Below are 25,279 nucleotides of genomic sequence, written 5' to 3'. Positions count from 1 at the left end.
GTCTACTCGATCCCCAGCTTCTTGATCCGGTATCGCAGCGACCTGAACGTCATCCCCAGCAGCGCCGCTGCCTTGGTCTTGTTGTATCTCGTCTGTTCCAGCGCTCTGACGATGGCATCGCGTTCGATGTCTTCCAGCGCGTCTCCGAGGTTCTCACCTGGAGAGACACTGCTGCCGGATATGGCGGCGACTTCCTGCATGGCGACCTTGGGTCGCAATTGCAGGTCTCCCGTATCGATGGTTCCACCGGTGCAAAGCGTCGCCGCGCGTTCCAGCACATTCTCGAGTTCGCGAACATTGCCCGGAAAATGGTAGCTGCTCAGTGTCTTGACCGCTGTATCCGTGATGCTCAGTGATTTGCTTTCTGTCTGTTTGCCGAGCTTCGCGACGATCGAGTCGATGAGGTCCGGGATGTCTTCGAGTCGTTCACGAAGGGGAGGTACGCGGACTTCTATCACGTTGATGCGGTAGAAGAGGTCTTCGCGGAACTTTCCTTCGGCCACCAGCGCAGCGAGATTCTTGTGCGTGGCAGAGAGGATACGAACGTCTATGGGCGCTTCTTTCGATTCCCCGATGGGGCGCACGCTCTTTTCCTGTATTACTCGCAGCAATTTGACCTGCATATGCAGCGGCAGATCCGCGATTTCATCCAGGAACAACGTTCCGCCTTCAGCCGACTGAATCAGACCCAGCTTGTCAGCGATCGCGCCGGTGAAGCTGCCCTTCTTGTGGCCGAACAGCTCGCTTTCCATCAGCTCTGTCGGAATCGCACCGCAGTTCACGGGAATGAACGCCCCGTCGCGGCGCGCGCTCGCATCATGAATGAGATGAGCGACCAATTCCTTGCCAGTGCCCGACTCGCCATAGATGTGGACCGGAGCCTGGCTACGCGCGACCCGTTCGATAAGTTCACGCAGTTGCTCCATCTTCTGCGATTGTCCGAGCAACTTGATCTGCGGCAGCTGAATGGTGCTTTCTGCGCTCTCGCCGAGCTTGAGCGTGGCGCCAATCAGCTTCCGCAGTGCTGCGAGATCCAGAGGCTTGGAGATGAAATCGAACGCGCCAAGTTTCAGCGCACGTACCGCCGTTTCGACGTTGCCGTGTGCAGTGATGACGGCCACCGGAGTGTGTGGTCGGTGATTCTGGATCCATTCGACGACGCTCAGGCCATCGCCGTCCGGCAGGCGCATGTCGGTGAAGCACAGATCAAACGAGTTGTTACGCAGCTCGCGGGTGGCGGTAGCGACATCGTTGGCTGTGACGACGTCGATGCTCATGCGTTCGAGCGTGATGCCGAGCAGTTCCCGGATGTCGGGTTCGTCGTCGATGACAAGGGCGCGATGGCGGCGGGACATGAGGATTAGGCTGTGGGCTGTGGGCTGTGGGCTGTAGGTCGGAACGTAACGGCACTCGGCGCGGGTGCCAAGCACAGTCTGTCAGTTAGCAGCACGTGCTCGTAGCAAGCCGTTGAGTGCCTTCGCGAGTGCGGTACATCGGTCGTGCAGCCCGTTGCTGTCTTTGGCATCAAGGTAGCCCAGCCGCTGGGCCAGCCCGACTTCATACTGAAGTTCTCGCGCCGAGCCATAGGCGATTCGAGGAATCTCGAGTACTCATTCTGAGAAGACCGTGAGCATCCTTCGACAATGTTTGCGGCAATCGATACTGCAGCACGGCGAATTTGATTGCAGGCCGAACCGCTCGGTCGATTGGAATCCGGCGGTTTGCTGATACTGATAAATGAGAGCTGCGAGTTGGTCCGCAAGATCGAATACTTTCAATTTAGTGATCACCTACGGCATCTCCTTATGCCTGGTTTCCAATCCCTGATCCGACCTACAGCCTACAGCCTCCAGCCGACAGCCTCCAACTCTCCGCACGTCATGCTTCCCACCTGGTGGGGTCTGCGAAGACCAGCCTGAAGACGCTACCGCCGCCGGCGCGCGGCTCGTACGCGAGAATGGCGCGATTGCATTGAGCCAGCTCGCGTGCGATGAACAAACCCAGTCCCGTGCCGCCCTTGTTGGCGGTGAAGAACGGTTCGAAGATGCGTTCCGCATCGGGCGAGGCGATGCCCGGTCCGCGGTCCAGCACTTCGAGGTAGGGCCGTTCGGATACGGCGATTCTGCCGGTGTGGATCTCGACCGCCCCGGGGTTGGTCGTGGTGCGGCCGTATTTCAGCGCGTTCTCGCACAGATTCCACATCAGTTGATGCAGATGGGTCGGGTCGACGCGTATTTCCAGGTCCGACAGCGTCGGATTGAAACGCAGAATGTCCGTCCCGATCTGCGAGGTCTGTCGGAATTCCATGAGAAATTCCCGCATCCAGCCATTCAGTTCGATGCGTTCCTGGCGGGTAGTGTCGCGACGGGAAAGCTGCAAGACGTTGTCGATGATCGTGCTGACCCGTTCGCCGTTGTTGGTGATGATGGCGGTGAGGCGCTTTTCCTGGGGCGTCAGGGACGGGGCTTCCGCAAGGAGCTGGGCGGCGTGGCTCATCGCGCCGACGGGATTGCGGATCTCGTGCGCGATGCTGGCGCTCAGGCGGCCGAGCGCCGCAAGTTTCGATTGCTGCACGCGTTCGGCGATCAGCGTCATGTCTTCTAGAAAGACCAGCGTAGGACCCTTGCTTTCACGGTCCAGCGAGACGAAGTGCGGCTGTACGATGCTGCCGCCGTCGGCAGCGACCATCGACAGGGAACTCATCTGCCAGTCGTACGAATAAGCGCGCCATGTGCCGAGCAGGTAGAGCAGTCGCGGCGAGATTTCCCCGAGCGGCGTGCCCGGCTGCACGGTTCGGTGCTTCAGCAGCTGCGATGCGGATTCGTTGATGAGACGGATGCTGTCGTTCTCGTCGACGACGAGAATGCTCTCGCGCAGGTGCTGGACGATGAACTGGTTCAATTCGGCGAGGTTGGCCGCGTCGACTTCCCGCAGGCGCACGCGTTCTTCGCTTTCGCGCAGGCTGCGGCTCATGGAGCCGATGCTCAGTGTCATGAGGAAAATGACGGCGCCCGCGATGCCGGCAGCCGTGAAATCGCCGGCATCGCCGCGTCCGATAAGCGTTGTCATTCCCTGCTGCAGCAGCAGTGCCAGCGTTGCGAGCGCTGCGACCAGCAACGCAATGCGCTGGCTGATGATGAAGCTCGCAGCGGCAATCGGCAGCACCAGAGCAGCGCCCAGGCCGCTGCCCATGCCGCCGCTGGAATAGGTCAGCAGTGCGATGGCGAGCACATCGACGCAGGCACCGACGAACGTCTGGATCTCGATGGTCGGACGGTGATGGCGGATTGCCGGAATGGAGCCGAGGGCGAACAGGAAATAAGCGGTGGACACGGCAATGAACAGTGCCGGACGAAATTGCCCCACCGGGCTGGGTGTCAGCGTCAGGAACGGGATCGTCAGCAGCAGCGGGACCAGCAGCCGGAAAACATTAACGAGCGTCAGGACGCGCCATGCCAGATCCTCGGAGGAGCTCAGGGCGAGCTGGTCGGAAAGCTTCATTGCCGCAAATTAGCATGGAGAAAGGCGCGGCTGGAGGCCGGAGGTGAAGCAAAGATCAGGCACAGGCGCCTCTGTTTAAAAATCAATCGCGGCGGTCTGAAATCAATCGCTGCTGGAATTCACGTGCGATAAGCGCCTCATCTGCTGTCTTCTGCTGAATCTCCGGCCCGCGGTTTCCAGCCCCGGCGGGATTCCGCCTTTGCATCACCCGCGAATTCCTCCAGAATACGCGGCCTTCCCGCAGGCCCAACGAGACTCCTCACCGATGAATTTGCACGAGTACCAGTCGAAGCAGCTGTTCGCGCGCTATGGCATTCCGGTTCCGAACGGGGTGGTGGCCTCCACGGGGGCAGAAGCTGCTGCAGCTGCCCGGAAAATCGGTGGCTCCAAGTGGGTGGTGAAGGCGCAGGTTCACGCAGGCGGCCGTGGTAAAGCTGGCGGTGTGAAGCTGGTGGATTCGCCGGAGGCGGCGTCGCAGGCCGCAGAAGCGATGTTCGGCAAGCGCCTGGTGACGCACCAGACGGGTCCGGAAGGTCTGCCCATCCACCAGGTCTTCGTCGAGGAAGGGTCAAAGATTGCAAGGGAGCTGTACCTGAGCCTGGTGCTGAATCGCGATGCGGGTCATATCGCGTTCATCGCTTCGGCCGCGGGCGGCATGGATATCGAGGAAGTGGCTGCGCATACGCCGGAGAAGATCATCCGCGTGAACGTGCATCCTGCCGCGGGCTTGCAGCCTTCGCAGTGCCGCGTGCTGGCGTTCGGTCTCGGACTCGAAGGCAAGCAGATCGATGAATTCGCGCACATCGCACAGGCGCTCTACAAGCTGTACCTGGAACAGGATTGCGCCCTGCTCGAAGTGAATCCGCTGATCGTGACGGGCGAGGGCAAGCTCCTGGCGCTCGATGCGAAGATCAACATCGAAGACAACGCGCTGTTCCGTCACAAGGACCTGATTTCCTGGCGCGATGACAGCCAGGAAGACGCCATGGAGCGGGCCGCCGCCCAGCACGAACTTAACTACGTTTCGCTGGACGGTGACATCGCCTGCATGGTGAATGGTGCCGGCCTTGCCATGGCAACCATGGACCTGATCCAGTTGCACGGCGGCTCGCCGGCGAACTTCCTCGACGTCGGCGGTGGCGCGACGCGCGAACGCGTGACGGTCGCATTCAACCTGATCCTGTCGAACAAGAACGTCCGCGCCATCCTGGTGAACATCTTCGGCGGTATCGTCCGCTGCGACATGATTGCCGAAGGCATCATTCACGCGGTGCAGGATGTTGGCGTCAGCGTGCCGGTCGTGGTCCGCATCGAAGGTACGAATGCCGAGCAGGGGCGCAAGCTTCTGGCCGACAGCGGCCTCGCGATCATCGCGGCATCGGATCTGACCGACGCGGCGAAGAAAGTCGTGGCGGCGGCGAAGCAGCAGTAATCGCCACAGGGTCGCCAATCCACCTTTCTGTTCGTTCTGGCCAGCAGCCCAGAGCCCAGCACCCCAGAGCCCAATTACATGTCCATCCTGATCGACAAGAACACCCGCGTCATCTGCCAGGGTTTCACCGGTAAACAAGGCACGTTCCACTCGGAGCAGTGTCTCGCGTACGGAACGAAGCTCGTCGGCGGCGTGACGCCAGGTCGCGGCGGCGAGAAGCACCTCGGCTTGCCTGTTTTCAACACCGCACGCGAGGCGGTGCAGGCCACCGGCGCGACGGTGAGCATGATCTACGTGCCCGCCCCGTATGCGGCCGACGCCATCCTCGAAGCGGCAGATGCCGGCATCGAACTGATCGTCTGCATCACCGAAGGCATCCCGGTGAATGACATGGTGCGCGTGAAAGCGGCACTGGCCAGCTACGGCAGCCTGCTGGTCGGTCCGAACTGCCCCGGCGTCATCACGCCGGGAGAGTGCAAGATCGGCATCATGCCCGGCTTCATTCACAAGCCCGGCAAGATCGGCATCGTTTCCCGTTCGGGCACGCTCACGTACGAAGCCGTGTTTCAGACCACCAATGCAGGCCTCGGCCAGAGCACGTGTGTCGGCATCGGCGGCGACCCGGTGCGCGGCATGAACTTCATCGATGTGCTCGCGCTCTTCGAAGCGGATCCGAAGACCGAAGGCATCATCATGGTCGGCGAAATCGGCGGTGCCGATGAAGAAGCGGCTGCTGACTTCATTCGCGACCATGTCACCAAGCCGGTCGTTGCCTACATCGCCGGTGTTACAGCGCCTGCCGGCAAGCGCATGGGCCACGCTGGCGCGATCGTGTCGGGCGGCAAGGGAACGGCAGCCGACAAGTTCGCGGCACTCGAGCGTGCGGGCGTGCGCACGGTGAAGAGCCCGGCCGACCTCGGCAAGGCCATCCTCGAGCAGATGAAGAAGGCGGCGGCGAAGCAGGCCAAGGCTCAGGCTAAGGCGCAGGCCAAGGCCGCTGCGACGCCGAAGGCTCAGGCAAAGGCGGCTCCGGCGCCAAAGACGGCGGCTGCCAGGAAGCCGACGGCGAAAAAGCCTGCTGCCAGGAAGCCGGTTGCCAGGAAGTCCGCACCGAAGAAGCCAGTCGCCAAGAAGCCAGTTGCCAGCAAGCTGGTGAAGAAGGCTCCGGTGAAGGCTGCCAGGAAGAAGGCCAAGCCGGCGAAAAAGAAGTAACCGCATGTCGGGGCGGTGGCAATCCGCTGGCGAGCGCCGGCGGAGAGAGCGCCTCCCGCCCTGACTGCTCGCGTTTCCAGAAGGCCGGCGACAGCCGGCCTTCTGCATATTGGGGTTAGCCCCGTCCGGGTCACGACTGATCCGCCAAACAGGTCCAGACAGCGCCAGGTTATTCCGCAATAATCGGTGCTCCCATTCAGTGCCTGACGGTCAGATGCCCACTCCCACCCTCCGTATCGCCCTGGCGCAGCTCAACCTGTTCGTCGGCGATGTGAGCGGCAACACGCAGCGCGTCATCGATGCATCCGCACGTGCGCGCGATGAGTTGCAGGCCGATCTGGTCCTGATGCCCGAGCTGAGTCTGTCGGGGTATCCACCCGAGGATCTGCTGTTTCACAACGGACTGCGGCGCCAGGTCGAAGCGGCATTGGCGCGCGTTCGCGAAGAAACGCACGGCATCGCGGCCATGGTGGGTTATCCGGAATATGCAGACGGCGGTATCTACAACGCCGCAGCGGTCGTGCGGGACGGCGAAGTGCTCGCCAACTACCGCAAGCAGGAGCTTCCCAACTACCTGGTCTTCGACGAAAAGCGCTACTTCAGGCACGGCAAGGACACCAGGGTCATCGAGATCAACGGTATCCGCGTCGCCCTATTGATCTGTGAGGACGTGTGGGAGGCTGCGCCAGCCGTCGCGGCCAAAGAAGCGGGCGCTCAGCTGATCGTCGTCATCAACGGTTCGCCGTTCTCCCTGAACTATCAGAATCGACGCGAAGGCGTCGTGCGCGCGCGCGTTCGCGACACCGGGTTGCCGGTGGTCTATGTGAACCTGCTGGGCGGACAGGACGAACTGGTATTCGATGGCGGCTCATTCGTCATGAATGCCGCTGGCGAAGTCGTGCAGCGCATTGCACCGTTTGTCGAAAGCCTCACCCCTGTCGACGTCGATCTGATCAATGGCAAAGTCGTTCCGCGCCCCGCGCATATCGAGCCGTTGCTGAGCGAAGAGGCGAGCGTTTATGGCGCATTGGTGCTCGGCGTCCGCGACTACGTCGAGAAGCATCGTTTTCCCGGCGTCGTGCTCGGTCTGTCCGGTGGCGTCGATTCGGCGCTGACTCTGGCGATTGCGGTGGATGCGCTCGGCGCCGACCGTGTCCATGTCGTGATGATGCCCTCGCGCTATACCTCGCAGATGAGTCTCGAAGAAGCCGCATCGCAGGCGCGCACATTGGGAGTGAAGTACGACCTCATTTCCATCGAGGGCATGTTCGACGCGACACTGGCCGCACTCGAGGACGTGTTTGCCGGCCGCGAACCGGACACGACCGAAGAAAACATCCAGGCGCGCATTCGCGGCGTGCTGCTGATGGCAATCTCCAACAAGACCGGCCGCATGCTCGTGACGACCGGCAACAAGAGCGAAATGGCGGTGGGCTACGCAACGCTCTACGGCGACATGAACGGCGGCTTCGCGCCGATCAAGGACTGCAGCAAGATGCTGGTCTACCGGCTCTCGAACTACCGCAACTCCGTCGCACCCGCTGGCGTACAAGTGATCCCGCAGCGCGTGATCGATCGCCCGCCTTCAGCAGAACTGCGCCCCGATCAGAAGGATTCCGACTCGCTGCCGCCCTATGAGATTCTCGATGCGATCCTCGCGCTCTTCATCGAGGACGATCTCTCCGTCGATGAAATCGCCGCCCGCGGCTTCGACCGTGCGACAGTCGGGCGCGTGCTGGAGATGGTGAAGCGGAACGAGTACAAGCGCCGCCAGGCCCCGCCCGGAGTGAGGATCAGCGATAGGGCGTTTGGCAGGGATTGGAGGTATCCGATTACGTCGGGGTATAGGACGAGGTAGATAAGGCCAACTGGCTCACTGGCTTACCGGCCGACCGGCCCGAGGAGAATGACACCCGTGGCCTAGGTCTTGCGGACGGCGAGAATGAGGCTGCGCAGTGCCTTGCAGGTTCTCGATGCGAGATCGGCCAGAGGTGCATCGTCCTTGGCATCCATCAGGCCCAATCGGCTTGCCAATGAGATCTCGTACTGGAGTTCGCACGCGGAGGCATATGCGATCGTGAGAAATCGAGCGAATTCCACACGCGATGGGCGAGCTGCTCTCTCAACGATGTTTGCACCCACCGAGACTGCGGCACGTCGAATTTGACTCGCGAGTCCGTAGCGTTCGTCTTCGGGGAAGCGCTTGGTCGCCGCGTAGAGTCTGAGTGTCAATGCATCGGCCAGGGCAAAGACTTCCAGTTTGTGGTGGTCCCTCATCCGCTCTCTCCATGAGCTACATTCGTGCGTATCTGGCTAGTTCGTTTGACCAGTGAGCCAGTTAGCCGGTTGGCCAGTCAGTCGTGACGGCCTCCGGGCGTCACCAGAATTTCCACCAACTCTCTTTTTTCTGTCCCTCGTCAGGCTGCACCAATCCCGCGTAATTCTCGCGAATCACCTTGTCCGTCTGGGTGGCGAGATCGGTCATGCCGAGCTTCTCGTAGCTCTGGGACATGATCTGCAGGGCGCGGCGCATCTGGGGAGCGCCGTCGTAGTTCTCGATGGTGAATTTGCAGCGGTTGATCGCGCCGACGTAGGCCCCGCGCTTCAGGTAGTAGTCGGCCACGTAGACTTCGTAGGCGGCGAGGCGGTTGCGCAGGAAAATCATGCGCTGGCGCGAATCGGCGGCGTACTGGCTGTTGGGGAAGCGCTGCAGCAGAGTCTGGAAGGCCTGGAACGACTTGCGGGCATCGATCGGCGGACGCTGGGTGAGATCGGCGTTGAACCAGCGTTCGAGGAAGTTCGGGTTGCGTTCGAACTGCGCCAGGCCCTTGATGTAGTACGCGTAATCGACGCGCGGATGGGCCGGGTTCTCGCGGATGAACTGGTCGGCCTGGTCGATGGCTGATTCGGGCTCGGCGTTGCGGTAGTAGGCGTACATCAGGTCGAGCTGACCCTGTTTGGCCTGGTTGCTGAACGGGAAGCGCGCTTCGAGCGCTTCGTAGTAACTGATGGAGTCACGATAGTTGCCATTGTCCGACGCCTTCTTGGCGGAGTCGTACAACTTGTCGGCGCTGCCGATGATTTCCTTGGATTTGTTGCTGCAACCACCGAAGGCGAGCAGCAGGGCCGTGGCCAGAACCATGAGGGGCGTGCGAAAATTGCTCAGCATTTTGAATCGATCCGACGGTGATCCAGCCCGGAAGAGGCGCGAGAGTATAGCGGCCTGAGAGGGGCTGCTGGGTTCTGTCCCGGGGGATTCCCTTTCGGTCAGGCTGTCAGGCTGTTGGCCGGAATCGATCAAAACATCTCTGTCATTCTTCTGGCCAGCTGCCCAGAGCCCGTTACCCAGCAGCCACACTTTCCGCCCTCCTTTCGTGTTCTGCCGACCCAACAAGTTCCTTCTATGAGCCAAGCTATCCGCCATTCCCTGACGATTCCCGACGACCACGTAGGGCAACGGCTGGACCAGGTCCTCGCCGAGCTGCTGTCGGAATACTCCCGCACCCGCATCAAGGACTGGATCGAGTCCGGCCAGATCCTGATCAATGGCGGCAAGTTGCGGCCAAAAGACAAGGTCCTGGGCGGGGAGCGGGTCGAGGTCGATGCCACGCTGCAGGAGGCGGTCGCGGTCGCGCCGGAATTGATCGACCTGGCGATCGTCCACCAGGACAAGCACATCCTGATCATCAACAAGCCGGCCGGGCTGGTCGTGCATCCCGGTGCCGGAAACGCGGCCGGAACGCTGCAGAATGCCCTGCTGCATTTCGACCCGGATCTCGTGCATCTGCCGCGTGGTGGCATCGTGCACCGCCTGGACAAGGACACCAGCGGACTGCTCGTGATCGCGCGGACGCTGGAGGCGCATACCGCGCTCGTGCGCGCGCTGGAAGTTCACGATGTACAGCGCGAATACGAGTCGATCGTGACCGGGGTCATGACCGCGGGCGGAACGGTCGACGCACCGATCGGCCGTCATCCGGTGGATCGGCTGAAACAGACCATCCGTGCAGACGGTCGCGAGTCGGTCACCCATTACCGCGTGCTGCATCGCTATCGCGGCCACACGCATGTCCGGCTCACTCTGGAGACCGGCCGGACCCACCAGATCCGGGTGCACATGGCCCACATCCGCTACCCGCTGGTCGGGGATCGGACCTACGGCGGCCGGCTCCTGCTGCCGAAGGGTGCAACCCCGGAGCTGGTCGAGGCGCTGCGCGGCTTCGGTCGGCAGGCGTTGCATGCCGCGAGACTGGCGTTCGAGCATCCGGTGACGGGCAAGCCCGTGGAGGCAGTCGCACCCATCCCGGCGGACATGCAGGAACTCCTGGCAGTGCTGAAGCGGGATCAGAAGCAGGCGACCTGATGACGGCTCTCACCTGGCTGACCCCGGACTGGCCCGCACCATCGAATGTGCGCGCCGCCGTCACCCTGCGCCCGGGCGGGGTGAGCACAGGTGACTTCGCCGGCCTCAACCTCGCTACCCATGTCGGCGACGCTCCATCCGCGGTCGTGGAGAACCGCCGCCGTCTGCGCGAGGCGCTACAGCTGCCTGCAGAGCCCGCGTGGCTGAACCAGGTCCATGGCGTCGCCGTCGTCGAAGCGACTCCGCAATCGACACCGGCGACGGCCGATGCATCGATTGCGCGCGCTGCGAATCAAGTCTGCGTGATCATGACCGCGGATTGCCTGCCCGTGCTGTTTTGCGATCGCGCCGGCACCCGGGTCGGTGCGGCGCATGCCGGATGGCGTGGTCTCGTCGGTGGTGTTCTCGGCGAAACCATCAAGGCGCTGAGCGTCGACCCGCAGAACCTGCTCGCCTGGCTGGGCCCGGCGATCGAGCCGGCGGCGTTCGAGGTCGGCGAGGAAGTCCGCGAACAGTTCGTGAACCGCGATTCCGTCAACACAGCGGCCTTTGAACGCAATGCACGCGGACGCTGGCAGGCGGATCTGTATGAACTGGCGCGCAACGAATTGCGGAGCCTCGGCGTGACGCGGATCTACGGGGGCGACTTCAGCGTCTTCGCCGACGCAGAACGATTTTTTTCCTATCGGCGCGCTGCGAAGACCGGACGGATGGCGACGATGGTGTGGCTGGAGGAATGCGAGCTAGGCCCTGGGCTCTAGTAGGAGCGGAGCTGTCGGAGGTGGGCTTGACGTGCGTGCTAACCTCGCGACGATCGAATCAAGAACTCTTTGGACTAGCGCCTAGTCCCTAGCGCCTAGAACCTCTTAATGCCTCTTCTCGCCTGGATCATCCTGTTCACCGCCATCGGCGGCGCGCTCAGCGCCATTGCAGCGTCCGTGTTCCTGCTGTCGCCGAATACGCTGCGCGTGCGCGTGTTACCGCACCTGGTGAGTTTCGCCACCGGCGCTTTGCTTGGAGCAGCGTTGCTCGGCCTGTTGCCGCACGCCATCGAAGGCGCGGGAACCGCATCGGTGCACAGCATCGGCCTGGCGTTGCTGATCGGCTTGCTGGTGTTCTTCGTTCTCGAAAAGCTGGTGCTGTGGCGGCATTGCCATGCCGAGGTCTGTGAAGGCCACGTGCCGCATGCGCATGACGGCCATCATGACCACGGCAAGGCGCGCGATGCGGCGTCGGCGTCACTGATCCTGATCGGCGATGGTTTCCACAATGTGCTCGACGGTGTGCTCATCGCCGCCGCCTTCATGACCGACATCCACCTCGGTATCGTGACGGCGGTTGCCGTGATGGCTCACGAAATCCCGCAGGAAGTCGGCGATCTCGCGATCCTGCTGCATGGCGGGATGTCGCGCGCCAAGGCGTTCACGCTCAACACGTTGACCAGCGTGACGTCGGTCATCGGCGGCGTCGCTGCATACTTCTTCCTCGGCGAGTCCCAGCAGGTGCTGCCGTATGCGCTGGCCATTGCGGCGTCCAGCTTCCTTTATATCGCCGTGGCCGACCTCATTCCGGGACTGCACCGTCGCGTCGACCCGGGCTCGGGCGTGAAGCAGTTTGTCTTCATCGTGCTGGGAGTGGCGGTGATCTACGTCAGCCACAGGCTGGCGCATTAGGGCGCGTCCGCGCCCGGCCAACCGGCTCGCTGGCCAACTGGTGGGCTGGCCGGATCAAGGCAGCAGTGACGGTTTCCCCGTAGGATTCCCCTCCGGTCACAGTCGGACTTCCGGCATTCGGATGTCCGGCCGAAGCCGACCCACAGTCGGTGTCGGCGACGGTGGGCCACCACCGCGGCTCTCTTCTGGTCATCTGACAGCGGCGCAGTTTGACCCGCCCCCGTTGAATTCCTGACGCAAATTCCCCACATCGCTGGTACGTTTTTCTTCTCTGGCCAGAAGACCAGTCGGCCAGTTAACCAGTTAGCCGGGTTTCATCTATGCGCATGGACAAACTGACCAGTAAATTCCAGCTCGCTCTGGCGGACGCGCAGTCGCTCGCGGTCGGGCGCGATCATCAGTACATCGAACCCGTCCACGTCATGATGGCCTTGCTGGATCAGCAGGGGGGGGCGGTGCGCCATTTGCTCGACAAGGCCGGGACCAACGTCAACCTGCTGCGCTCGCATCTCGGGCAGATGCTGGAGCGCATGCCCAAGGTCGAAGGTACGGGCGGCGAAGTTCATGTCTCGAGCGATCTGAACAAGATCCTCAATATCACCGACAAGCTCGCGCAGAAGCGCGGCGATCAGTACATCTCGAGCGAACTGTTCGTGCTCGCAGCGCTGGAAGACAAGGGTTCGCTCGGCACGCTCCTGCGTGACTGCGGCGCGGTGAAGGGCGCGATCGAGAAGGCCATCGACGAAGTTCGCGGCGGCGAAAAGGTCGACGACCCCAACGCCGAAGAGAATCGTCAGGCGCTGGAGAAGTTCACGGTCGATCTGACCGAGCGCGCCGAGCAGGGCAAGCTCGATCCGGTGATCGGCCGCGACGATGAAATCCGTCGCACGATCCAGGTGCTGCAGCGTCGCACCAAGAACAATCCCGTGCTGATCGGCGAACCCGGCGTCGGCAAGACCGCCATCGTCGAAGGTCTCGCGCAGCGCATCGTCAATGGCGAGGTTCCGGAAGGCTTGCGTAACAAGCGCATCCTGGCGCTCGACATGGGTTCGCTCATCGCAGGCGCAAAGTACCGCGGCGAATTCGAGGAGCGCCTCAAGGGCGTGCTCAATGACCTGGCCAAGCAGGAAGGGCAGGTGATCCTGTTCGTCGACGAGCTGCACACGATGGTCGGTGCCGGCAAGGCCGAGGGCGCGATGGACGCCGGCAACATGCTCAAACCCGCGCTCGCGCGCGGCGAACTGCATTGCGTCGGCGCGACCACGCTCGACGAATATCGCAAGTACATCGAGAAGGACGCTGCGCTCGAGCGCCGCTTCCAGAAAGTCTTCGTGGGCGAGCCGTCGGTCGAAGACACGATCGCGATCCTGCGCGGCCTGAAGGAACGTTACGAAGTTCACCACGGCGTCGACATCACCGATCCGGCCATCGTTGCCGCCGCGACGCTGTCCAATCGTTACATCACCGATCGCCAGCTGCCTGACAAGGCCATCGATCTCATCGACGAGGCCGCGTCACGTATTCGCATGGAGATCGATTCGAAGCCCGAGTCGATGGACCGCCTCGAGCGGCGCATCATCCAGCTCAAGATCGAGCGCGAAGCGCTGAAGAAGGAGAAGGACGAAGCCTCACGCAAGCGGCTCAGCCTCATCGACGAACAGTTGCAGGCGCTGGAAAAGGAATACTCGGATCTCGAAGAAGTCTGGAAGGCCGAGAAGGCATCGGTCCAGGCCTCGGCACAGATCAAGGAAGAGCTGGAACGCGGGCGCATGGAACTCGAGACCGCGCGTCGTGCGCAGGATCTCGGCCGCATGTCCGAGCTTCAGTACGGCAAGATTCCCGAGCTGGAGCGCCGGCTGGCGCAGGCGACTGCCGCCGAGCAGCAGGAAACCAAGCTCCTGCGCAACAAGGTGACGGACGAAGAAGTCGCGGAGGTCGTGTCCAAGTGGACCGGTATTCCGATCTCCAAGATGCTCGAGGGCGAGAAAGAAAAGCTGCTGCGCATGGAAGAGGCGATCGGCAAGCGCGTCGTCGGCCAGGCCGAAGCGGTCAAGGCTGTGTCGGATGCGATCCGTCGTTCGCGTGCGGGCCTGTCGGATCCGAGTCGCCCGAATGGTTCATTCCTGTTCCTCGGTCCCACCGGCGTCGGCAAGACCGAGCTGTGCAAGGCGCTCGCGGAATTCCTGTTCGATACGGAAGACGCCATGGTCCGTATCGACATGTCCGAGTTCATGGAAAAGCATTCGGTTGCGCGACTCATCGGCGCGCCGCCCGGCTATGTCGGTTACGAAGAAGGTGGTTACCTGACGGAGGCCGTGCGCCGCCGTCCGTACTCGGTATTGCTGCTCGACGAAGTCGAGAAAGCGCATCCGGATGTGTTCAATGTTCTGTTGCAGGTTCTCGATGACGGCCGGCTGACCGACGGCCAGGGCCGCACGGTCGACTTCCGCAACACCGTGATCATCATGACGTCGAACCTCGGTTCGCACGTGATCCAGGAACTGGCAGGCGAAGCCAACTACGCCCGGATGAAGTCCGCCGTGATGGAAATCGTCGGCCAGCATTTCCGGCCGGAGTTCATCAACCGCGTCGACGACATCGTCGTGTTCCATCCGCTGGCCCGGGAACAGCTGCGCTCGATCGTCGATATCCAGCTCGGTTACCTGCGCAAGCGCCTCGCCGATCGCGATATCGAGCTGAATTTCGACACGGCGGCCATGGATCTGCTCGGCGAAGCAGGCTTCGATCCGGTCTATGGCGCCCGTCCATTGAAGCGCGCGATCCAGCAGCAGGTGGAAAATCCGCTGGCCCAGCGAATCCTGAAAGGGGAGTTCGGACCGGGCTCGAAGATCGGGGTCACGGAAAAGGATGGGACGCTGTCGTTCAGCGGGAGCTGACTAACTGGCTAACTGGCTAACTGGCTAACGGGCCAACGGGCCAACGGGCCAACGGGCCAACTGGCAAACTGGCCAGCTGTTGGCTGGCCGACGGGCCGGAATGGAGAACGAAGAGCGACGCGTGAGGCTCCTGCTCGGGCCAGCAGACCAGTTGGCCAGTGAGCCGGTTGGCCGCTTAGACTCGCGTCTTACCTGACTGAAACCTTTGTTGCCCCCACGGCACCGAGACCGCAAAGAAATGCCTTTCTACGAATACGAATGCTCCAACTGCAAGTTCTATGTCGAAGTTCTGCAGAAGCTCTCCGATGAGCCGCTGAAGAAGTGCCCGAGCTGCAAGAAGCAGGCGATGAAAAAACTGGTGTCCGCACCGGCCTTCCGGCTCGCAGGCGGCGGCTGGTATGAGACCGATTTCAAGTCGGACCAGGAAGGCAAGCGCAACCTCGCGGGCGAGGACAAAGAGCCGGAGGCCAAGGCCGACGACTCCAAGAAAGACAAGACGGAAGCCAAGCCTGAGGTGAAGGCGGAATCCAAGGCGGAGTCCACGTCGTTCAAGTCAGCGGCCAAAAAGCCGGTCGCGAAAGCGAAGCCAGTGGTCAAGGCCAAGCCCAAGCCAGTAGCCAAGGCCAAGCCCAAGCCAGCCAGGAAGAAGTCGAAGCGCTGAGAAAGTCGGCGCAGCCGCCGCTGAAGCCGCTCCCTGTTGTGGGGCCGGCTTTAGCCCGATGGGACTGGCTTTAACCGATTCCAAGCTCTTCGTGTGGGTTCGACTTCAGTCGAACATCTGCATTTTCCGGACGTCCGGCTGTGACCGGAGGGAATCCCACGGGGAAGCCGGACCCACAGCGCGAGCAGGATTCAACTGCTCCAGGCCACCAGGCCTCCCCACGGTTGCATAGAAGCATGCAGGCCGGGATCCCAGATCCGGGGCCGCGAACCGTGCCCTTTAGCCGGCCATCGCCCGATTCCTTGCGCCTCCCCCGGCCCCTCCGTAACATCGCGGCCCTTCGAGGTACCAGGCGCCAGGCCCTGGGCCCTCAGGGAAGCGTTCCGGGTCTACGTTGGATTCCATCCTCCGCCCGGTCGCCTGTGTCAGCAGAATCTTTTTCGTTTTGGTTCTAGTGCCTAGCGCCTAGGGCCTAGAGCCTTCTCTCATGCGTTCCCACTACTGCGGTCAGGTCAACGAATCCCTCATCGGCCAGGAAGTCAGCGTCGCTGGCTGGGTCCATCGCCGGCGCGACCACGGCGGCGTGATCTTCGTCGATCTGCGCGATCGCGAAGGTCTGCTGCAGATCGTGTTCGATCCGGATCGTGCAGAGGTCTTCCAGAATGCAGAGCGGTTGCGCAGCGAGTTCTGTATCCGCATCACCGGCAAGGTGCGCGCCCGTCCGTCCGGCACGGCCAACGCCAATCTCGCATCGGGCCAGGTCGAGCTGCTCGCCCTGGATCTCGAAATCCTGAACCGCTCCGAGACGCCGCCGTTCCATCACGATGAGCCGGCGAACGAAGAGCTGCGTCTCAAGTACCGCTATCTGGATCTGCGTCGCGAACCAATGCAGCAGCGCCTGCGTCTGCGTCACAAGGTCACGCGCGCGATGCGCACGTTCCTCGACGACAACGGATTCATCGACGTCGAAACGCCGATGCTGACGAAGGCGACGCCAGAAGGCGCGCGCGACTACCTCGTGCCGAGCCGCACGCATGCCGGTAGCTTCTTCGCGCTGCCGCAGTCGCCGCAGCTCTTCAAGCAGCTGCTGATGATGTCGGGGCTCGATCGCTACTACCAGATCGTCAAGTGCTTCCGCGACGAAGACCTGCGCGCCGACCGCCAGCCCGAATTCACCCAGCTCGATATCGAGACGTCGTTCATGAACGAAGTCGAGATCACGGCATTGATGGAGAAGCTCGCGCGCTACCTCTTCAAGGTCGCCATCAATGTCGATCTGCCGGACCCGTTCCCGCGCATGACCTACGAAGAGGCGATGCGGCGCTATGCGTCCGACAAGCCCGACCTGCGCATTGCGCTCGAACTCGTCGACATCGCGGACCTCGTCAAGGATTGCGACTTCAAGGTGTTTGCAGGCCCGGCATCCAGCCTTGACGGCCGCGTCGCGGCGCTGCGCGTGCCTGGCGGCAGCACGAAGCTGTCGCGCAAGGAGATCGACGACTACACCGCCTTCGTCGCCCGCTATGGCGCGAAAGGTCTCGCGTACGTGAAGGTGAACGAGAAGGCGAAGGGCCGCGACGGCCTGCAATCGCCGATCCTCAAGTTCCTGAGCGATGCCGCGGTCGCGGGCATCATGGAGCGCACCGGTGCTCAGGACGGCGATCTGATTTTCTTCGGCGCGGACAAGGCCAAGGTCGTGAACGATGCGATCGGCGCACTGCGACTGAAGGTCGGTCAGGATCTCGGCCTCGTCGAAACGGGCTGGCGTCCGCTGTGGGTGGTGAATTTCCCGATGTTCGAATGGGATGCTGACAGCAAGCGCTGGGGCGCGATGCATCACCCCTTCACCGCGCCGCGCGAGCCGGATGCTTCCGTGCTCAAGGCCGATCCCGCGAATGCAGTGAGCCAGGGCTACGACATGGTGCTGAACGGTTCCGAAGTCGGCGGCGGCTCGGTGCGTATCCATCGCGCCGACATGCAATCCGCCGTGTTCGACCTGCTCGGCATCGGCCCCGAAGAACAGGAACGCAAATTCGGCTTCCTGCTCGAAGCGCTCAAATTCGGCACGCCGCCGCACGGCGGCATCGCCTTCGGCCTCGATCGCCTCGTGATGCTGATGGCCGGCGCCGACAGCATCCGCGACGTCATCGCCTTCCCGAAGACCCAGACCGCCGCGGACCTCATGACCGACGCGCCGACGGAAGTCAGCGAACAGCAGCTCAAGGAGCTGCACATTCGCGTGAAGTTGCCGGTGAAGGCGGCCGACTGATGTCGGCCGCTGGCCAACGGGCCAACGGGCCAACGGGTCTGCTGTCCGCTGGCCAGCTGGCTAACTGGCCAACTGGACTGCTGGCCGGAAAAGAATTTAAGTCGCGCTTTGCGTCTCTGGTCAGTTGGCTAGCGGGAAAGAGCACTTTCCTTCCGGCTCTGGCCAGTAAGCCAGTTAGCCAGTCGGCGAGTTGGCCTCATTAAAGCGACGTCCTCATCGCTCGTCATTCTCGTCCACGGCCTCTGGATGTCCGGATTCGAACTCGGTGTCCTGAAGCATCGGCTCGAAGCCCACGGGCATTTTCGCGCGGTGGCCTTTTCTTATCCCTCGTTGCGCGGCTCGATGGCGGATCACGTCAAGAGCCTCATCGAATTCGCGCGGACGCAGAAAACGGACGAGCTGCATTTCGTCGGTCACAGTCTGGGTGGCCTGGTCGTATTGAATGCGCTGAACGTGACGGACGATCTGCCGCCGGGACGCGCTGTGTTGCTCGGTACGCCGGTGCAGGGATCGAAGGCAGCACAGGGGGTTGCCCGCTGGATGCCGTTCGGCAAAGTCATCCTCGGTTCGGCAGTGAATGAAGAGATCGTGGAGTGGCAGCCACGTGAATGGTCGGGCCGCCGCGATGTCGGTGTGATTGCGGGTTCGATGGGGTTGGGACTGGGACGAATGTTCGCCGAGCTGAACACCGATCACGACGGCAGCGTGATGGTGGAGGAGACGAAACTTCCCGGCGCGAAAGATCATCTGATCCTGTCGACGTCGCACACCGGGATGCTGTTCTCGACGGAAGTTGCGGAGCAGACGGAGCACTTTCTGCTGCGGGCGACGTTCCGGCGATAGAGAGACTCTGGATTTATCTATTTACGCCTTCCCCCGGTGGGTTCGGCTTCCCCGCGGGCTTCCCTACCACAAGAGAACGGGGTGACAGGGGGCGAGAAGGCTGCAGAAATGCAATTCTTCACCCCGTGTTGCCCCGTGTGCCCCGTGGAAAATCTTATTTCTTGCTCCTGATCGGCCGCGCCTACTGCGCCATCTGCTTCAGCTTGTACAGCGCATCCAGCGCTTCTCTCGGGGTCATCGAATCCGGATCGAGCCTCTGCAGTTCGACGAGCGCCGCGGGCACTTCCACTTCGCGCGGCAGCTCCAGCACGAGTTCCTGCTGTGGAGTTGCTGCGTGTGTCGCCACTGATCGCCGTTCGAGTTCCTGCAGGTAGCGTCGTGCCGCAGTGATCACCTTCGATGGCACACCGGCCAGCGCGGCGACCTGCAGTCCGTAGCTCTGATTCGCGGGGCCTTCCTTCACGGTGTGCAGGAAGATCAGCCGATCGCCGTGCTCGGTCGCATCCAGGTGCACGTTGGCGCAGCCTTCGAGTTCCTTGCCGAGGGCGGTGAGTTCGAAGTAGTGCGTCGCGAACAGCGTGAAGGCGCGGACGCTCTTCGCCGTGTGCGTCGCGCAGGCCCAGGCGAGCGACAGGCCGTCGTACGTGCTGGTGCCGCGTCCGATTTCATCCATGAGCACCAGACTGTGCTCGGTCGCGTTGTTCAGAATGTTGGCGGCCTCGGTCATTTCCAGCATGAACGTCGAACGTCCACCGGCGAGATCGTCCGAGGCGCCGATGCGCGTGAAGACGCGGTCGACCGGGCCGACGCGCGCCGCCGTGGCGGGCACATAGCTGCCGATGCGGGCCAGGATGACGATCAGCGCAGTCTGGCGCATGAACGTCGATTTACCGCCCATGTTTGGTCCCGTGATCACGAGCATGCGGCGCGTGTCGCTGAACCTGAGATCGTTCGGCACGAACGGCTGATCGATGAAACGCTCGACGACCGGATGCCGGCCTTCGATGATCTCGATGACAGGATCGTCCGTCAGCGTCGGGGCTGAGTAGCGCAATGCGATGGCGCGCTCGGCGAAGTTCGACAGGACGTCGAGCGCGGCGAGTGCGGCAGCCGTGTTCTGCAGCTCTGCAAGGCGCGAGATGAGCTGATCCAGCAGTTCATCGTAGAGCTGTTTTTCGCGCGCCAGAGCGCGATCACGCGCGCCGAGCACCTTGTCCTCGAACTCCTTCAGTTCCGGCGTGATGTAACGCTCGGCGTTCTTGACCGTCTGACGACGGTGATAGTCGGGCGGCACTTTGTCGGCGAGATTGCGACTCAGCTCGATGTAATAGCCCTGCACGCGGTTGTAGCCGAGGCGCAGGCTCGCAATGCCAGTGCGCTCGCGTTCGCGGGTTTCCAGATCGAGCAGGTATTGATCCGAATGCTCGCTGATGAGTTTGAGCTCATCGAGTTGCGCGTCGTATCCGGCCGCGATCACGCCGCCATCGCGCAGGATGGGCGGCGGCGATTCGATGATCGCGCGAGTCAGTAACGCGTGAATGTCGGGATAAGTGCCCGTTTGCTGTGCGAGCTGCCGCAGCAGCGGCGCATCTTCCTTCTCCAGCAGCTGCTGCAACTCCGGCAGCTTCGCCAGGGCTTCGCGCAGCTGCGCGAGATCGCGCGGTCGTGCGCTCTTCAGGGCGACGCGCGCGAGTCCGCGTTCGATGTCGCCGACGTGATTCAGCAGATCATGCAGCGATGAATACAGTCCTTGTTCGATCAGGGCGGAGACCGCATTCAGCCGCAACTCGACGGCGACGCGATCGCGCAATGGCCGATGCAGCCAGCGACGCAGCTCGCGTCCGCCCATCGCAGTCGCAGTCTGGTCCAGCACTGCAGCGACCGTGCATTCGGGCCGATCAGCGAGACTGATTTCCAGTTCGAGGTTGCGCCGCGTAGCCGCGTCCAGCAACACAGCCTCGCTGCGTTCTTCCGTGCGCAGTCCGCGCAGATGCGGCAGCGCTGCCTTCTGAGTGTCGCGCACATATTGCAGCAGGCAGCCGGCCGCACGAACTGCGTGGCTGTAGCCGTCGCAGCCGAAGCCTGAGAGATCGCGCGTGCCGAACTGTTCGCACAAGATGCGCGTGCAGGTGTCCAGATCGAAATGCCAGATTGGCCGCTCGCGGGCCTGACCCTGCAGATTGGTTACGCGCGTCTGCTCAGGCATCAGCAGTTCAGCAGGCCGCAGTCGTTCGATTTCACTTGCCAGCGCCTCGTCGCCTGCGCCCTCCAGGACGCAGAAACGGCCGCTCGACAATTCCAGCCACGCGAGCCCGAAGTTCTCGCGCTCGCGATACAGCGCCGCCAGCAGGTTGTCACGACGCGCATCGAGAAATGCTTCGTCGGTGACGGTGCCCGGCGTCACGACACGTACGACCTGGCGTTCGACCGGGCCCTTCGATTTGGCGGGATCACCGATCTGTTCGCAGATCGCGACGGATTCGCCACGACGCACCAGTCGTGCGAGATAACCCTCGGCGCTGTGGTAGGGAACGCCAGCCATCGGAATGGGCTGACCGGCCGACTGTCCACGCGACGTCAACGTGATATCGAGCAATCGCGCGGCGCGCTTCGCGTCGTCGAAGAACAGTTCGTAGAAGTCGCCCATCCGGTAGAACAGCATCGTGTCCGGGTGCTGCGCCTTGAGGCGCAGGTACTGCTGCATCATGGGAGTGTGCGCAGGGAACGTGTCAGCAGCGGGTTGGACTGTCTGTGGATTCTGCATTTCTCTTTGAAAACCGTGTCTTATGTCTTTGGCTGAGCTGCGCGGGCAGCACCTCGTCGAGGATTGGAGGCACATGCCGGGGCAGCCGCGAAGGGGCGACATCCTATCAATGTCCCGCGGGTCCGGCGTCGCAGGTATCGATAGCGTACGGGCGGAATCCTTCAAGGAGGACGCCTTACGTACTCGACGCCATCAGCCTTGGGCCTGCGTCACTGCACGAGCGCTTTTGCGGCGTGGAGACGACGGGTTACATGCCCCATATGCGTACTAACGCACAGGATCCGCTTGGCTAGGATGGCGACGGAGCCGTGAATGCAGGGACGGGTACGAACCACCTGTCAGGAACGGCGGCGCCGGGAGTTCCCGCTTTCTCTGGCGCATTCGCCGCTGAATCCGCGCCTGACGCGGACGCACTTGCCAAGGTGCTGTCGAACCCTGTCGCCGCACTCATCAGCGTGCCCTTGCAACTCAACTATGACGAAGGTTACGGCACTGGGACTGTCGCATGAGCAATGGCGCATCCAGTGCGACGAGGAGAATGCTCATGATCTCGAGCAGCAACGCTTCACGAAGTTTTCTGCAACTGCCTGTCGTGTTCGTCGTCATGGCGCCGCTGTTCGCGGCCACGAGCGCAGGCGCGCAGGACGCTCCACCTACGCAATCGAAGACACAAGTCGTGCTGCTCGGGACGGGCAGTCCACCGGCGGACCCGGATCGGTCGGGACCTGCAACGGCGGTCGTCGTGAACGGTACGGCGTATCTCGTCGATTTCGGCGCGGGGGTGGTGCGGCGCGCGAAATCGGCGGTGGTCGATCGGGGCATCGCCGCGCTCGATCCCGCAAAACTGCGCGTGGTGTTCGTGACGCACCTGCATTCCGATCACACGGTGGGATATCCGGATCTGATCCTCACGCCGTGGGTGATTGGCCGTCGCTTTCCGTTGGAGGTGTATGGACCGCGCGGCCTCAAGGCCATGACCGAGCATGTGCTCGAGGCCTATCGCGCTGATTTCGAGGCGCGCACTCGTGACCGTGCTCTGTACACCGTCGGTGCGTTCCCGGAAGGTCATGCCGTGAATGTGCATGAGATCCGCGAAGGAGTTGTTTACAAGGATGAGAACGTGACCGTCACTGCGTTTGCAACGAAGCATGCGTTGGAAAGTTACGCCTATCGATTCGAGTCCAGGGATCGCAGCATCGTCATCTCGGGAGACACCAACCCGACGCAAGCGGTGATCGACGCCTGCAATGGCTGCGATGTGCTGGTCCATGAGGTTCTCAGTCTCGAATGGCTGGCCAGGCGTCCTGACTTCAAGGGTTACGCCGCTCAGCATCACACGACCACGGCTCAGCTCATCGAACTGGCCAGCAAGGCCAGGCCCCGTCTGCTCGTTCTTTCTCACGCATCCCTCTCGCTGCGACCCGCAGTCGACACTGAACGATCGTCCCCGGCGACTTTTCTCAGCGAGATGTCCCGATATCCGGGGCATGTGGTGGTGGGCCGTGACCTGGATGTTTTCTGACCGTCTCTGAACGGGATATCCGGAGACTCGGATACCGGACCACCAAGACCTGACCGCTGCGCCAGTTCGGCGCCGCTGCTTGCGATTTCCCGATAGTCCGCGGATTCCGTCGGGAGCACGCTTGCCGCTCAGGCTGCTGGACAGGTGGGCCTGCGCTTTCCCGAACTACGTATGCCACTCGATCACCCGCATCACGGCTTGGTCGCACGGCCGCACAGAGAGAACACATGAATACCGCGCGCATCTATGCGTTCTGTGCCATGACGCTAGTGATGGCAGCCTGCTCGCGTCAGTCAGGTGAGGAGCGCAAGGCTGAAACGACGTCTGCGCCGGAAGCAACTCCAAGTGCAAGTGCTGCCACGGTCGGCTATCCGACCCGCGCTTACTGGGGCGACACACACCTGCACACGGCGATGTCCATGGATGCGGGTGCCTTCGGCAACCGACTCGGTGTCGAGGATGCGTATCGCTTCGCCCGCGGTGATGAGGTGCAGGCGTCGAGTGGGCAGCCGGCGAAGCTCTCGCGTCCTCTGGACTTCCTGGTGGTCGCCGATCACTCGGACAACATGGGATTCTTTCCCGACCTGTTCGCGAACAAGCCGGAGCTGCTGGCTGACCCGACCGGCAAGAAATGGTCTGACATGATCAAGGCGGGCAAGGGCAACGCAGCGGCCCTCGACATCATCGACAAGTTCTCGCGCGGTAGCTTTCCGAAAGACCTGATGTATTTCCCCGGCACGCCCGCGTATGCAGCTGCCTGGAAACAGACGCTGGACGCCGCCGAGAAATACAACGCGCCAGGCACCTTCACGGCCTTCATCGGCTACGAATGGACGTCGCAGGTGCCGCCGGGCAACAACCTGCACCGCGTCGTGGTCTATCGCGATGGTGCCGACAAAGCCGGCCAGACCGAGCCGTTCACGACTTACCCGCCCGCGGGCAGTACGACGCCGGAAGATCTGTGGAAGGTGCTGAAGGCCTACGAAGACAAGACCGGCGGACAGGTGCTCGCGATCGCGCACAACGGCAACCTCTCGAACGGCTGGATGTTCCCCGAAGAAACGAATCCCGAGACCAGGCAACCGCTGGACAGGCAATACGCCGAAACGCGCATCCGCTGGGAGCCGCTGTACGAAGTCACGCAGATGAAGGGCGATGGCGAAGCGCATCCCGTGCTGTCGCCAAGCGATGAGTTCGCGAACTTCGAGCTCTGGGACAAGGGCAATCTCAACCTGAGCGAGAAGAAGACGAACGCCATGCTGCCGGGTGAGTACGCGCGCACGGCACTGCAGACGGGCCTGCAGATCGAGCAGAGGCTTGGGGTGAATCCTTACAAGTTCGGCATGATCGGCTCGACCGATTCGCACACGTCACTCTCGACCGCGGACGACAACAACTTCTTCGGCAAGACCACGCCGAGCGAGCCGGGGCCGCATCGCACCGAACACGACTTCATGAAGACGAAAGTCGCCACGATCAAAGGGTGGGAGCAAACCGCTTCGGGCTATGCCGGAGTCTGGGCCACGGAGAACACACGCGCTGCTCTCTGGGACGCCATGAAGCGGAAGGAAACCTACGCCAGCACCGGTCCCCGCATGGTCGTGCGCTTCTTCGGTGGCTGGGACTACAGCGATGCGGACGTGAAGGACGATCTGGTCAAAGCCGGCTACGGCAAGGGCGTGCCCATGGGCGGTGATTTGAAAACCGCAGCGGCAGGCAAGTCACCGACGTTCCTGGCGTCGGCCATGAAGGATCCGGAGGGAGGCAATCTGGATCGCATCCAGATCATCAAGGGCTGGGTGGATGCCAAAGGTGCGCGCCAGGAGAAGGTCTATGACGTGGCCTGGTCGGGAGATCGCAAGCCCGGTGCCGATGGCAAGTTGCCGGCCGTCGGCAACACGGTCGATATGACGACGGCGACGTACACCAACAGCATCGGCGCAGCGGAGTTGTCGACGCTCTGGAAGGATCCGGATTTCGATCCGGCGTTGCGCGCGGTGTACTACGTGCGCGTGCTCGAAATCCCGACGCCGCGTTGGACGGCGTACGACGCGGTTCGCTTCAAACTCAAGCTGCCGAAGGATGTGAAGGTGATTACGCAGGAACGCGCGTACACATCGCCGATCTGGTACACGCCGTAAG

The 25,279-nt window shown here is 62.3% G+C and carries 16 protein-coding genes and 3 pseudogenes; 13 read left to right on the top strand and 6 right to left on the bottom strand.

From position 1 onward, the window contains the following. Positions 1-2: 2 nt before the first annotated feature. From VIZ63_RS09125 to VIZ63_RS09120, 3 genes and pseudogenes are all read right to left on the bottom strand, one after another. Entirely contained in the window at positions 3-1,355 is a 1,353-nt protein-coding gene (locus tag VIZ63_RS09125; RefSeq protein WP_331609255.1) for a sigma-54 dependent transcriptional regulator, read from the bottom strand. 81 nt (positions 1,356-1,436) lie between these two features. Further along, a pseudogene (locus tag VIZ63_RS25605) lies at positions 1,437-1,762 on the bottom strand (four helix bundle protein). 116 nt (positions 1,763-1,878) lie between these two features. After that, a complete protein-coding gene (locus tag VIZ63_RS09120; protein ID WP_331609254.1) occupies positions 1,879-3,501 on the bottom strand; it encodes a sensor histidine kinase in 1,623 nt (540 codons plus the stop codon). Between the two features lie 265 nt (positions 3,502-3,766). Here VIZ63_RS09120 and sucC point away from each other — a divergent pair, with 265 nt between their 5' ends. The 3 genes and pseudogenes from sucC to VIZ63_RS09105 all read left to right on the top strand — a co-directional run bounded on the left by sucC (position 3,767) and on the right by VIZ63_RS09105 (position 8,003). After that, entirely contained in the window at positions 3,767-4,933 is a 1,167-nt protein-coding gene (sucC, locus tag VIZ63_RS09115) for an ADP-forming succinate--CoA ligase subunit beta (RefSeq protein WP_331609253.1), read from the top strand. A 78-nt stretch (positions 4,934-5,011) separates the two neighbouring features. Continuing rightward, positions 5,012-5,875, top strand: a pseudogene (sucD, locus tag VIZ63_RS09110) (succinate--CoA ligase subunit alpha); the annotation flags it as partial. 484 nt (positions 5,876-6,359) lie between these two features. Beyond that, positions 6,360-8,003 (top strand): NAD+ synthase, encoded by a 1,644-nt coding sequence (locus tag VIZ63_RS09105; RefSeq protein WP_331609252.1) that lies wholly within the window; start codon positions 6,360-6,362, stop codon positions 8,001-8,003. Between the two features lie 62 nt (positions 8,004-8,065). On the opposite strand, the gene VIZ63_RS09100 is transcribed toward VIZ63_RS09105, so the two are convergent. Beyond that, positions 8,066-8,422 carry a four helix bundle protein gene (locus VIZ63_RS09100; RefSeq protein WP_331609251.1) on the bottom strand — a complete coding sequence of 119 codons (357 nt, stop codon included), beginning with the start codon at positions 8,420-8,422 and terminating at the stop codon, positions 8,066-8,068. Positions 8,423-8,522: 100 nt separating this feature from the next. Continuing rightward, a complete protein-coding gene (locus VIZ63_RS09095; RefSeq protein ID WP_331609249.1) occupies positions 8,523-9,314 on the bottom strand; it encodes an outer membrane protein assembly factor BamD in 792 nt (263 codons plus the stop codon). A gap of 210 nt (positions 9,315-9,524) precedes the next feature. On the opposite strand from VIZ63_RS09095, the gene rluD reads away from it, so the two are divergent. From rluD to VIZ63_RS09060, 7 genes are all read left to right on the top strand, one after another. After that, the gene (rluD, locus tag VIZ63_RS09090; RefSeq protein ID WP_414703780.1) at positions 9,525-10,508 is read left to right on the top strand and encodes a 23S rRNA pseudouridine(1911/1915/1917) synthase RluD; all 984 of its coding nucleotides are present in this window, start codon (positions 9,525-9,527) and stop codon (positions 10,506-10,508) included. Further along, positions 10,508-11,269 carry a peptidoglycan editing factor PgeF gene (gene pgeF / locus VIZ63_RS09085; RefSeq protein ID WP_331609247.1) on the top strand — a complete coding sequence of 254 codons (762 nt, stop codon included), beginning with the start codon at positions 10,508-10,510 and terminating at the stop codon, positions 11,267-11,269. The genes rluD and pgeF overlap by 1 nt, the downstream gene beginning before the upstream one ends. A gap of 108 nt (positions 11,270-11,377) precedes the next feature. Further along, entirely contained in the window at positions 11,378-12,181 is an 804-nt protein-coding gene (locus VIZ63_RS09080; RefSeq protein WP_331609246.1) for a ZIP family metal transporter, read from the top strand. Between the two features lie 320 nt (positions 12,182-12,501). Next, a complete protein-coding gene (clpB, locus tag VIZ63_RS09075) occupies positions 12,502-15,078 on the top strand; it encodes an ATP-dependent chaperone ClpB (RefSeq protein ID WP_331609245.1) in 2,577 nt (858 codons plus the stop codon). A gap of 238 nt (positions 15,079-15,316) precedes the next feature. Further along, positions 15,317-15,739, top strand: a complete 423-nt coding sequence (locus tag VIZ63_RS09070; protein WP_331609244.1) for a zinc ribbon domain-containing protein — start codon at positions 15,317-15,319, stop codon at positions 15,737-15,739. A gap of 487 nt (positions 15,740-16,226) precedes the next feature. Beyond that, positions 16,227-18,008, top strand: a complete 1,782-nt coding sequence (gene aspS, locus VIZ63_RS09065) for an aspartate--tRNA ligase (RefSeq protein ID WP_331609243.1) — start codon at positions 16,227-16,229, stop codon at positions 18,006-18,008. Between the two features lie 198 nt (positions 18,009-18,206). Then, a complete protein-coding gene (locus VIZ63_RS09060; RefSeq protein ID WP_331609429.1) occupies positions 18,207-18,851 on the top strand; it encodes an alpha/beta fold hydrolase in 645 nt (214 codons plus the stop codon). Positions 18,852-19,032: 181 nt separating this feature from the next. Here the strand turns inward: VIZ63_RS09060 and mutS are convergent, their stop codons facing one another. Continuing rightward, complete coding sequence (gene mutS / locus VIZ63_RS09055; RefSeq protein ID WP_331609242.1) at positions 19,033-21,558, bottom strand: DNA mismatch repair protein MutS; 2,526 nt, start codon at positions 21,556-21,558, stop codon at positions 19,033-19,035. Positions 21,559-21,950: 392 nt separating this feature from the next. Here mutS and VIZ63_RS09050 point away from each other — a divergent pair. The 3 genes and pseudogenes from VIZ63_RS09050 to VIZ63_RS09040 all read left to right on the top strand — a co-directional run. After that, positions 21,951-22,106: pseudogene (locus tag VIZ63_RS09050) on the top strand (transporter); the annotation flags it as partial. Positions 22,107-22,159: 53 nt separating this feature from the next. Beyond that, entirely contained in the window at positions 22,160-23,137 is a 978-nt protein-coding gene (locus tag VIZ63_RS09045; RefSeq protein ID WP_331609239.1) for an MBL fold metallo-hydrolase, read from the top strand. 227 nt (positions 23,138-23,364) lie between these two features. Next, positions 23,365-25,278: a DUF3604 domain-containing protein gene (locus VIZ63_RS09040; protein WP_331609238.1), complete on the top strand. Its 1,914-nt coding sequence runs from the start codon at positions 23,365-23,367 to the stop codon at positions 25,276-25,278. The last annotated feature ends 1 nt before the right edge of the window (position 25,279 follow it).

It is taken from the genome of Povalibacter sp. (genome assembly GCF_036520495.1).
GTDB lineage: Bacteria > Pseudomonadota > Gammaproteobacteria > Steroidobacterales > Steroidobacteraceae > Steroidobacter.
This window is presented reverse-complemented; position numbering and strand designations above follow the sequence as displayed.